Raw genomic sequence first — 10,435 nt, 5'->3', positions numbered from 1 at the left:
TATACAATGTATATGTAGCGGAGAAAAGATGTTTATCGTTAGGCATCTTTTTTTCTTGTAAAAAAGTCAGCCTAACTCCTAATGAGTTACACTGACTTTTTTTATGTGTGGGCTAGTCTATTTAACGACAGCCCCTTTCTTTTTCATTGTGTGCCCAGCATGGGCACACAATGAAAAAGAAAGGGTATAAGCAGGGATATCAATTCTTTTCAGATTACTACAAACTTGTCAGAGCGTAAACTTAGGAGGCGCCGTATACGAGACCCGTACGTACGGTGCCGTGGAAGGTCGGAAAAGCTATTTAACTTTTCCTCCTATCCGATTTATTTAACATCTCTTGCATTATGGCATAACTTCATGGTTTATTGGTTTAATATCTGAACTTGTTTTAACTATTTTTACCTTGTTTTATGGAATAAGCTCTTGTTCTTCATCTACCATCAAATAACCAAATCCGCAACAACTGCTAATTTTAGATAAAAAAAAATGAGCCACCCGGGACTCGAACCCGGGACACCTGGATTAAAAGTCCAGTGCTCTAGCCGACTGAGCTAGTGGCCCATAGTGTAAAAAATATGTTGTATAATTGCTCATTATTTTTAATGAGCGTGCCTGCAGGGATTCGAACCCCGGACACGTGGCTTAGAAGGCCACTGCTCTATCCTACTGAGCTACAGGCACATACAAATCGGGGTGACAGGATTCGAACCTGCGGCCTCTTGAACCCAAATCAAGCGCTCTAGCCAAGCTGAGCCACACCCCGTTTTGAAATCAGATCGCAAAACAATTTTAAACTACTAATTAAAAGCAACTCCCCGAGTGGGACTCGAACCTACAACCCTTCGGTTAACAGCCGAATGCTCTACCATTGAGCTATCGAGGAACAGCAAAATGAATTATATAGTAATTTCATCAAAAAGTCAATACTTTTTTTGAAAAAAAATTATGATGCTATAGAAACCCAGTAAAAATCAGCATTACAAGGCAAAAGGTCAAATACTCTGAAATGATTTATTTGTGTGAATTGAAAGTCATTCGTAGAAACATATAATAATCTTGAATAATTTTATAAAAAATGATAAAATTAGTAAGACGACATACGGACAACTATATGACCTGACGTTATAACATCGTCAACATATATTATCTTAATAGGAGGTGTAATATAAATTCACATTTATAGATACATATAAAATATATATTGTTTATTAGTGGTTTTACTTGTATTCCTGTGTTAAAATAAAACTAAGTAATTGATACGGGAGGAATTATGGATGGGAAAATATGTACTTGCAATTGATTGTGGTACACAGAGTTTAAGGGGATTAATTTTTGATAAGAACGGAAAATTATTGGTAAAAGTAAAAAGAGAATTTAATCCTTATTACTCAGTTGAGCCTGGTTGGGCTGAACAAGATCCAAATGTTTATTGGAATAGTTTATGTGAGGTTTGTAGACAGATCAAAGAAGATGATGAACAGGTATTCAATGAAATTGACAGAGTAGTTGTAACTACACAAAGAGACTCATGTGTTCTACTTGGTAAAAATGGTGAAATCATTAGACCTGCTATTTTATGGATGGACCAAAGGAAGATTGAGAAGCCAAGAGATATGACACTATATCATAAGTTAACTATTACGACTGTAGGAATGATGACAACAGCTAAGAATTTTAGTCTTAATTGTAATGCTCATTGGATACAAGATTATGAGCCAGAGAATTGGAAGAAAACTTATAAATATTTACAAATATCGGGATTCTTAAACTATAAATTAACCCATGAATTCAAAGATAGTATTGCATCTCAGATTGGACATATTCCATTTAATTATAAACACTTTAGGTGGGAAGGTAAACGAGGTCAAAAGAGTCAAATATTCCATATTGAAAGAGAAAAACTATGTGACTTGGTAGCACCCGGAGGTGTAATTGGTTATGTAGTAGATGAAGCAAGCAATGAAACTGGATTAAAAAAAGGTATTCCAGTAATAGCAGGTGGTTCCGACAAAGGTTGTGAAACATTAGGTGTTGGGTGCTTTGATAACTATACCGCCAGCATTTCATTAGGTTCTAATGCATCTATACAAACCACTTCTAGAAAATATTATGAAGCGCTGAGATTTATTTGTCCATTCCCAGCGGTGATACCAAAAGCTTACAATCCAGAAATACAAATATACAGAGGATATTGGATGATTTCTTGGTTCAAAAAGGAATTTGCTCAAAAAGAAGTTACACAAGCAAAAGAATTGAATATAGCTCCAGAAGAATTACTTAATAAAAGATTGAATGATATACCTCCAGGTTGTGATGGATTGGTATTTCAGCCATATTGGGGAGCAGGAGCTAAGCGACCGGAAGGTAAAGGAGCAATAATAGGTTTTGATGATTATCATACAAGAATACATATATATAGGGCAATCATAGAAGGTATAGGTTTCGGATTATTTGAAGGTTTACAATATATACAGAAAAAATCTAAGATAAATATACAAAAGATTATGGTATCTGGAGGCGGTTCCCAGAGTGATGCTATATGTCAAATAACAGCAGATTTATTTAATAAACCTGTTTACAGGGTTCAGACTTACGAGACGTCTGGATTAGGAGCTGCCATTGTAGGATACGTATCAAAAGGTGAATATAAATCATTTAATGAAGCAGTTAATAACATGGTTCATCTAAAAGATGAATTCTTACCAGACCCTGCAAATGTTGAAGTATATAAAAATATATATGATAACATTTATTCTAAGGTATATAACAAATTAAAACCCTTATATAAACAGATGCAAAAATAAACTAGAATGTAATCACTTGAAACTATATGAATGATATTACAGCTCAGAGCGTAATATCCAAAGGAGGAATTTGATGTCAAAATATAAAGGATTTATGCCAGAATGGGAACATGAAGCTCCACCGGAAAGAAGTTTCAGATCTATACTAAAATGGGGTAGTCCTACAGAATATAAATGCCCTAATGAAAGATTGTACAAAGTTATAAAAGATACTTTTGGACTAAATGATGATTATTTCAAGACAAAACAAGGTGAAGGATTGGATAAAGTTGATATGGAGGTTCCAATCAATCTATCAGAAAAACAAATACAAAGGTTCAGAGAGATTGTTGGTAACGATAATGTCAAGTTAGATACATATACCAGATTAAAGGTTTCATATGGAAATACAATGATAGACCTTATGAGACTAAGGAAAAAAATTGTAGAAAATTTACCAGATGTAGTTTTATATCCAAGTAATAAGTCACAGATAGAAGATATCGTCAGCTATTGTACAAGTGAAAAAATTCCAATTTACTGTAAAGCTGGAGGGTCAACTGTTACAAGAGGTATGGAAGCTATGAAAGGCGGAGTTAGCCTTGATTTAGCAGTTAATTTTAACAAGGTAGTATCTTTCAATGAAAAGAATCAAACCATTACTGTAGAATCAGGAATGCAAGGACCCGAATTAGAAAGGGTACTTAATAATGCAAGAGACACATTAGGAGCTAATGGAAGTTATACTTGTGGACATTTTCCACAGTCATTTGAGTATTCCGGTGTAGGTGGCTGGGTTGTAACTAGAGGAGCTGGTCAAAACTCTAGCTACTATGGAAAAATAGAAGATATTGTAATATGTCAAGAATATGCAACACCAGTAGGTATAATAAAAACAGAAGAATATCCAGCAATGGCAACAGGACCTTCAATAGATCAGATTATGATTGGGAGTGAGGGAGCATTTGGTGTTCTAACTCATGTAACATTAAGAGTATTCAAATATATGCCTGAAAATAGAATCAGATTCAGCTATATATTCCCAAGTTGGGAAAATGCTCAAGCTGCTGCCAGAGAGATTACTCAAGGTGAATTTGGAATGCCTTCTGTATTTAGATTATCAGATCCAGAAGAAACCAGTCTAATGTTAAAATTATATAATGTTGAGGGAACTAAGATTGATTCCATCATGAAGAGAAAAGGATTCAAACAAATGGAACGCTGTCTTTTTTTAGGGTTTACTGATGGAGAAATGGGATTCTGTAAAAATATGAAGAAGAATGTTCACAAGATATGTAAAAAATATGGAGCTATGTATCTAACAGGATATCCAACTAAGCAATGGGAAAAAGGTAGATTCAGAGACCCATATATGAGAGATGCCTTAGGAGATTTCGGAATTATTATTGATACTATGGAATGCTCAGTAACATGGGATACAATGAGTGAAGTTCATAGAGGGCTAAGAGAATATTGTAAAGCAAGACCTGAGACTATATGTCTTACTCACATGTCTCATGTGTACCCACAAGGTGCTAACTTATATTTCATATTTATAGCTAGGATGGAAATGGATGAATATGTTGAATATCAAGCAGGAATTCTAGATAACTATGTAAAATATGGGGCAGCTATCAGTCACCATCATGGTATTGGTAAAACATTTGGTCCTTGGTTGGAACATTCAATTGGGGAAAATTGTTACGATATAATAAGAACACTTAAAAAACACTTTGACCCTGACAATATTATGAATCCAGGTGGAACTCTTGGATTAGATGTAGAAAGTAGAAAACTGAAATACAAATAAAATATCTAGGTGGGAGTATATCATAATGCTTTGATTATAGCTGATAGCTAATATTAATTATTATGATACACTCCTTTATTTAGCTATTTATTAGATGAGTAATAAGTATCCTCAAGCCTATAATAATAAGAATTATACCACCTAAAATATTAACATATGATTGTAGCTTAGTATTTTTACTAAGCCCTTTTCCAATATAAACCCCGATTACAGATGCAAAATATGTAATTTGACCTATTAGACATACAGCTATTAATATATTTGCATTCAATAAGGAAAAAGTAACTCCAGTTGCCAGAGCATCAACGCTTGTAGCTAAAGACAAAGTGAGAAGAACTTTCAAGCTGTCAATGGACAATGCATTCAGAGAAGGATTCTTAGATTCTTTTATAAAATTAATGCCTATAGCAGATAGTAATAAAAATGCTATCCAGTGGTCTATAGGATCGATTATTCCTCTTAGTGAACAACCTAAAGCCCATCCTATTCCTGCCATCCCTCCTTGAAATAATCCAAAGGACAAACCTGTTTTTATAGCAGTTACATTATAATTAGTATTACTTGTAAGACCCAGAGTAATAGACACTGCAAAAGCATCCATAGAAAGACTTAATGCAACTAAAACAATAGAATATACACTCAATAAAAGACGTCCTTTCAACTATTTTTCTAAAAGTTACCTAGTCATTTAATATATAATACATCATAAGAAATAATATGCTAATATTCTAATAAAACTTTCATAAAAATTGATACTCAATTATAGATGTGTTATAATAGAAAACTACATGAGTTCTAGCAGATATTCTATTACGTAAATATGATGTAAGAGGTGATACTTTGAAAAAAGACAATAAGATGTTGAAGAGATTTATTAGCTACTATAAACCCCACAAAAAATTATTCATAATTGACATGATATGTGCTTTTTTAATTGCATCAATAGATTTATCAGTTCCAATGTTATCTAGGTATGCATTGAATGACCTACTACCCAAAAACCAGTTTAGAACTTTCTTCTTATTTATATTAATGTTATTAGGACTTTATTTGATAAGATCTGTTTTTCAGTATATTGTAGATTTTTGGGGGCATATTTTAGGTGTAAGAATGGAATATGATATGAGAAGAGACTTGTTCAAACACCTACAATCATTATCTTTTAGATTCTATGATAAGACAAGAACCGGACATATAATGTCTAGGATGGTTAATGATCTGAATGAGATAACAGAACTTGCACATCATGGACCTGAAGACCTTTTCTTATCACTTATTATGTTAATTGGAGCTTTTTTTGCTATGCTATTCATGGAATGGAGATTAGCTCTTGCCGTATACATATTTATTCCTTTTCTCGTATGGTTTGCTATTAAGCAAAGAACAAAAATGTCAAGAGGATTCAAGAATGTCAAGAAAAAGATTGCTAATGTAAATGCTCAATTAGAAAGTAGTATTTCAGGAATAAGAGTGTCCAAATCATTTGCCAATGAAGAACATGAGATGGAGAAATTTACTTTCGGTAATAAAGAGTTTAGAGCTTCCAAAGACGTCGCTTATAAAAACATGGCTATATTCAGCGTAGGGATGGGCTTCATAACTAAGATTCTTAATCTAGTAGTTATAGGGTTCGGAGGTTTCCTTATTATGAAGGAAACTATGACTATAATGGATTTATTGGCTTTCATAATGTATGTTAATGCATTTTTACAGCCTATAAGAAGATTATCCAACTTTGTCCAGCAGTTTGAATCTGGTATGACTGGATTTGAAAGATTCACTGAACTAATGGAAATCGAACCTTTGATAAAAGACAAATTGGGTGCTGTAGAATTAAAGAATGTTACAGGTAATATAGATTTTAATAACGTAACCTTTTCCTATAATGACCATGAAAAAGTACTTAACAATATAAATCTTAATATTAATGCAGGTAGAACATTGGCGTTGGTAGGCCCTTCAGGTGGAGGTAAGACAACGTTATGCCACTTGATTCCACGATTCTATGAGGTTGATGAAGGAAAGATCACTATTGATGGTAAGAATATAAAAGATATTAAGGTCAAGTCACTAAGAAGTAATATAGGCTTAGTATCTCAAGATGTATTTCTATTTGCAGGAACTATCAAAGATAATATCATGTATGGTGATATAAGTGCTTCAGAAGAAAGACTAATTGAAGCTGCTAAAAATGCTGAGATACATGACTTCATAATGGGATTACCAGATGGTTATGATACTAATGTAGGAGAAAGAGGTATAAGACTATCAGGAGGACAGAAGCAAAGAATAAGTATAGCTAGAGTATTTCTCAAAAATCCTCCTATACTAATATTGGATGAGGCAACGTCAGCTTTAGACAATGAAACAGAGATAAAAATCCAACGTGCACTTGAAAAACTATCAAAAGGCAGAACATCTCTTATTATTGCACATAGATTATCTACAATAAAGAATGCTGATGAGATTGTAGTTATAACTGAAGAAGGTATCAAAGAAAAAGGTACTCATGAACAACTACTTGTCAGTGAAGGTATATATGAAAAATTGTATAAAGCACAATTCAAAGGTTATATACCTGACCAAATCTAAGTTGCTGTGTATATATGATATTAAAAAAGGGTATGGATTCAAAATAATAAGGTATATATAGTTAATCGATTTTAATACTAAAGGTTGTATCATAATACATACTACTTATTGTATGTTTTATGATACAACCTTTAATAAAATTTAGTAAGTTTATTAAAAATTTCTGATTAGATCTTCAAAAGTATCTCTACGGCGGATAAGCTTTGCATCACCATCTGAAGTTATAAGCACCTCAGCAGGACGAAGTCTATTGTTGTAGTTGGATGACATGCAATATCCATAAGCACCTGCATCTAAAACATTAATTATATCGCCTTCAAAAATCTCTGGTAATTCACGTTGTTTAGCTATGATATCTCCACTTTCGCAGATATTACCAACAATGTTAACTGTTTCTGATTTTGTTGATGGTACATTGGACTCTCTGAATATTTCTATGTCATGGTGAGAATCATACATAACTGGTCTTTTAAGTACATTAAAACCTAAGTCTGTCCCTACATATTTCATTCCATAATTATTTTTGATAGAATAGACTGTGCCCAATAGATTACCACATTCAGCAGCGATATAACGACCAGGTTCTATTTTGAAAGTTATTTGTTTGCCATACTTATCAGCAAAATCAAAGAATACTATGTCTAACTTATTACCTAAGTCTTGTAGGTCTAATCTCTTTTGACCATCAAGTTTTTGGTAAGGGATACCGAATCCACCACCCAAATCTACGAATTCAAGATTATCAAATTTTTCAGCTATGTCTAAAACAGATTTAACACCCTCAACATATTTATCACCTTCCATGAATAATGAACCTATATGTTGATTAATACCTACTAGGTTAAGTTTATATTTAGATAGAATTTCTCTTATTTGTGGTATAAAACTAGGATCCACACCGAATTTGGTTTTCTTACCACCTGTAATAACTTTTTCATGATGTCCTGCACCCACACCAGAATTAAATCTTATACATACTTTTCCACCTTCATTAATCTGACCATAGGACTCTAGTTGTGATACTGAATCTACACTTACTAGAATATCTCTATCTACTGCAAACTGCATTTCTTCTTTTGATACATTATTACTAATGTACAATATTTGTTCTGGTTTGAATCCTGCTTTTAATTCAACAAAGATCTCACCTGGTGACATTGCGTCAGCATTAAGACCTTCTTCACGAGCAATTTGTAATAAAGTGAGATTACCATTAGCTTTTACAGAATAATTTACAGAGAAATTAGGATATGTTATAAGATTTTTCAGCTCTCTACATCTTTCTCTCATTACATTTTCATTATACACATATAGTGGACTACCATATTCTTTTATTAACTTTACTGGGGTAGTATTACCAAAAAAATTATTTTCATCAGATACTTTGTTATATGTTGTTAGCATACTCTGTTGCTCCTTTCTAAGAAATATATTGTAATAAACTAGTTTAATTATTTTTAATTAGATATATTATTCTTTATATCTATTAAACGAATTTCATTAATTATTGCTTCTCTAATAAGTTGCACTAAAGTAGCATTACGAGAGTAGAGTGCTTGATTCAATGTTCCTGTAATAACTTCTTCAGTATCTATAATAAGCTTAAAAGATTCGTAGTTAAATGATTTATAGAATTTGTTATGACTGAACTTTGGAACCTCTGGTGATAGAATTACTATTTTTTTATTTTTATTATAAGCTTCTATTATCTCATCAGAAAATATATCCAGAATTTTTTTATCAGCACAAAAATATAATCTGTACTTAGACTGTGTAATCATGTTTTTTATTTTATTAATTATATTTTTAGTGTCTACAATAGTAATATATGGATTATTAGTAACTAGGTTGAATTCTAGATTATCTCTAATAACTTGTATATTTTCATCAAAATCTCTTGTAGCATTCATAATCAGTTCGTTTTTAGAGATAGCAATGTATTTTGCAGAAGTACCTTCTATTATATTAGCACTACCTTTGTCAACCAGACTTGATAGTGCAGCGTAGGCATTAGAACGTGATATACCAGATATTTTTGCTGCTTCGTAGCCAGATAATTCTCCATGCTTACACAAGGTAATGTATATAATTGATTCCTGCTGAGTAAAGCCAATGCTTCTTAATGCATCAATCAAATTCATATTTTCACCTCATTAGTATTCCTTTATAGAACTACTATAAAGCATGTATCTATAATTGTCAAGAAAAAACTAAGGGACAGTATTCTCTAATATATTTTGCTGAATATAACCCTAAGTCGGTAACGCTAGTTTATCGATAAACTAATGTTGCAAAAAATATATTTGGATACTGTCCCTTAATGGATATTTTAGATATCAGATTTTTTATAAACAAACTTATTGCTTGTGAGTACTAACTAATGATTAATCATTATGGAAGATTAGGATTCTGTGTAGGTTAAAAACTGTAATTATCACCAAAGTTATTATCCCAATAAGTTACACCATTAATAGTATATCCGATAACATACTCGCCACTAGAATTTACAGGGAAAGGACTTTTTTCTTTTATGGTATTAAATGACCATAATTCTATATCATTATCATATTTGCAATTATAATGGGCGTTAATATCATGATAAGTTTGCCAGTTATCTGTAGTATAACGTACTATAACTTTTTTATCATAAGATAAATTTTTTAAGAAAATGTAGCCCCATAAAGAATTTGGAGTAGATATACCCTTGTCTAACATAACAACACTCTTAGATAATGCATAAGGAGCATTGTAAATCATTGTAGTATCTTGAAGAAAATAATTTTCACCATTATTATTATCCCAATATGTATTCCCATCAATCTCATATTTTATAGCAAATTTACAATTATATTCAATTTGATGTGTAGGTGTATAAGATTGTTCAGGTGTTTTGAAATTCCATAATTCAGAACCATCTGCTAATGTTTTTTGATAATAAGCAGACTGATCCAACCAGTTGGTACCGTCATAAGTATAGTGTACTGTAACATTTTTGTTAGTACCTAAATCTTTGATATAGATATTACCAGTTGAATAATAACCAATGATGTTACCCATATCACCGTAGGTTGGTAATATTTTTGCAGAATACAATTGTACATTTGTTGTCTCAGCTAAAATACTAAAACAATTAATGTTAAGTACCAAAATAAAACAAATTATAAAGGTTATTAAGTTTGTAAAATACTTTTTTTTCATAATAATTCCTCCTATATTTTTTATAGAACATATTATAATAGTAAAATAGAAA

General features: G+C 32.0%; 7 protein-coding genes and 4 tRNA genes. 3 read left to right on the top strand and 8 right to left on the bottom strand.

Annotated elements, in window-relative coordinates:
- Positions 1 to 487 precede the first annotated feature (487 nt).
- From N4A55_RS15735 to N4A55_RS15720, 4 genes are all read right to left on the bottom strand, one after another.
- Positions 488 to 561, bottom strand: a tRNA-Lys gene (locus N4A55_RS15735).
- A gap of 46 nt (positions 562 to 607) precedes the next feature.
- Positions 608 to 681 (bottom strand) — tRNA-Arg (locus tag N4A55_RS15730).
- A gap of 7 nt (positions 682 to 688) precedes the next feature.
- Positions 689 to 763, bottom strand: a tRNA-Pro gene (locus N4A55_RS15725).
- A gap of 48 nt (positions 764 to 811) precedes the next feature.
- Positions 812 to 883, bottom strand: a tRNA-Asn gene (locus N4A55_RS15720).
- A 391-nt stretch (positions 884 to 1,274) separates the two neighbouring features.
- Between N4A55_RS15720 and N4A55_RS15715 the strand changes: the two genes are divergently transcribed.
- The gene (locus N4A55_RS15715) at positions 1,275 to 2,804 is read left to right on the top strand and encodes an FGGY-family carbohydrate kinase (RefSeq protein WP_293758177.1); all 1,530 of its coding nucleotides are present in this window, start codon (positions 1,275 to 1,277) and stop codon (positions 2,802 to 2,804) included.
- 73 nt (positions 2,805 to 2,877) lie between these two features.
- Entirely contained in the window at positions 2,878 to 4,593 is a 1,716-nt protein-coding gene (locus N4A55_RS15710; protein WP_293758175.1) for an FAD-binding oxidoreductase, read from the top strand.
- Positions 4,594 to 4,672: 79 nt separating this feature from the next.
- On the opposite strand, the gene N4A55_RS15705 is transcribed toward N4A55_RS15710, so the two are convergent.
- Complete coding sequence (locus tag N4A55_RS15705; RefSeq protein WP_293758173.1) at positions 4,673 to 5,236, bottom strand: manganese efflux pump MntP; 564 nt, start codon at positions 5,234 to 5,236, stop codon at positions 4,673 to 4,675.
- A gap of 197 nt (positions 5,237 to 5,433) precedes the next feature.
- On the opposite strand from N4A55_RS15705, the gene N4A55_RS15700 reads away from it, so the two are divergent.
- The gene (locus N4A55_RS15700) at positions 5,434 to 7,185 is read left to right on the top strand and encodes an ABC transporter ATP-binding protein (RefSeq protein ID WP_330666443.1); all 1,752 of its coding nucleotides are present in this window, start codon (positions 5,434 to 5,436) and stop codon (positions 7,183 to 7,185) included.
- Between the two features lie 153 nt (positions 7,186 to 7,338).
- Here N4A55_RS15700 and lysA read toward each other — a convergent pair whose 3' ends face one another.
- From lysA to N4A55_RS15685, 3 genes are all read right to left on the bottom strand, one after another.
- Positions 7,339 to 8,589 carry a diaminopimelate decarboxylase gene (gene lysA, locus N4A55_RS15695; RefSeq protein ID WP_293758170.1) on the bottom strand — a complete coding sequence of 417 codons (1,251 nt, stop codon included), beginning with the start codon at positions 8,587 to 8,589 and terminating at the stop codon, positions 7,339 to 7,341.
- A 53-nt stretch (positions 8,590 to 8,642) separates the two neighbouring features.
- Positions 8,643 to 9,326, bottom strand: a complete 684-nt coding sequence (locus tag N4A55_RS15690) for a TrmB family transcriptional regulator (protein WP_293758169.1) — start codon at positions 9,324 to 9,326, stop codon at positions 8,643 to 8,645.
- A 277-nt stretch (positions 9,327 to 9,603) separates the two neighbouring features.
- Positions 9,604 to 10,383 (bottom strand): carbohydrate-binding protein, encoded by a 780-nt coding sequence (locus N4A55_RS15685; protein ID WP_293758167.1) that lies wholly within the window; start codon positions 10,381 to 10,383, stop codon positions 9,604 to 9,606.
- Positions 10,384 to 10,435 lie beyond the last annotated feature (52 nt).

The organism is Vallitalea sp. (genome assembly GCF_025211055.1).
Classification (GTDB): domain Bacteria; phylum Bacillota; class Clostridia; order Lachnospirales; family Vallitaleaceae; genus Vallitalea.
Note: the sequence above shows the minus strand (reverse complement) of the source record. Positions and strands in the feature narration are given on the sequence as shown.

What these genes read in the sequence shown, in the direction of transcription:
- N4A55_RS15715 (WP_293758177.1), top strand. Translation starts at nt 1,275, where the DNA reads ATGGGAAAATATGTACTTGCAATTGATTGTGGTACACAGAGTTTAAGG.
- N4A55_RS15710 (WP_293758175.1), top strand. Translation starts at nt 2,878, where the DNA reads ATGTCAAAATATAAAGGATTTATGCCAGAATGGGAACATGAAGCTCCA.
- lysA (WP_293758170.1), bottom strand. Translation starts at nt 8,589, where the DNA reads ATGCTAACAACATATAACAAAGTATCTGATGAAAATAATTTTTTTGGT.
- N4A55_RS15690 (WP_293758169.1), bottom strand. Translation starts at nt 9,326, where the DNA reads ATGAATTTGATTGATGCATTAAGAAGCATTGGCTTTACTCAGCAGGAA.
- N4A55_RS15685 (WP_293758167.1), bottom strand. Translation starts at nt 10,383, where the DNA reads ATGAAAAAAAAGTATTTTACAAACTTAATAACCTTTATAATTTGTTTT.